This is a genomic window from Pseudomonas sp. 30_B (assembly GCF_017491605.1).
Lineage (GTDB): Bacteria > Pseudomonadota > Gammaproteobacteria > Pseudomonadales > Pseudomonadaceae > Pseudomonas.
In genome coordinates, this window is the sequence record NZ_JAFGYY010000199.1 from 1 (window position 1) to 508 (window position 508).

The 508-nt window shown below is 64.2% G+C and carries 1 pseudogene; it reads right to left on the bottom strand.

What is annotated here, in order from left to right:
* Nucleotides 1-482, bottom strand: a pseudogene (locus tag J5M67_RS27930) (malate synthase A); the annotation flags it as partial.
* Between the last annotated feature and the right edge of the window lie 26 nt (nucleotides 483-508).

Below are 508 nucleotides of genomic sequence, written 5' to 3' on the forward strand. Positions count from 1 at the left end.
CGGCCCGCGTTCAGGCCCGAGCTGTGTTCGCGCAGTTCGTACAGGATCGCGTCCATCTCGAACGCGTCGAGGATCGTCTCGATCATCACGGTCGCGCAGATCGTGCCGCGCGGCACGCCAAGCGCTTCCTGCGCGGCGACGAAAATGTCGTTCCAGAGGCGCGCCTCCAGATGGCGTTCCATCTTCGGCAGATAGAAGTACGGGCCCGAGCCGCGCGCGATCAGCTCCTGCGCGTTGTGGAACAGGAAGAGGGCGAAATCGAAGACGCCGCCCGACACGCGCTGACCGTCCACCGTCACGTGCTTTTCGTCGAGGTGCCAGCCGCGCGGGCGCACGATCAGCGTCGCGATCTTGTCGTTGAGCTTGTACGACTTGCCGTTCTGTTCGAGCGAGATCGTGCGGCGCACCGCGTCCTTCAGGTTGATCTGGCCGTCGATCTGGTTGGTCCAGCTCGGCGCGTTCGAATCCTCGAAGTCCGTCATGTACGAATCGGCGCCCGAGTTCAGCG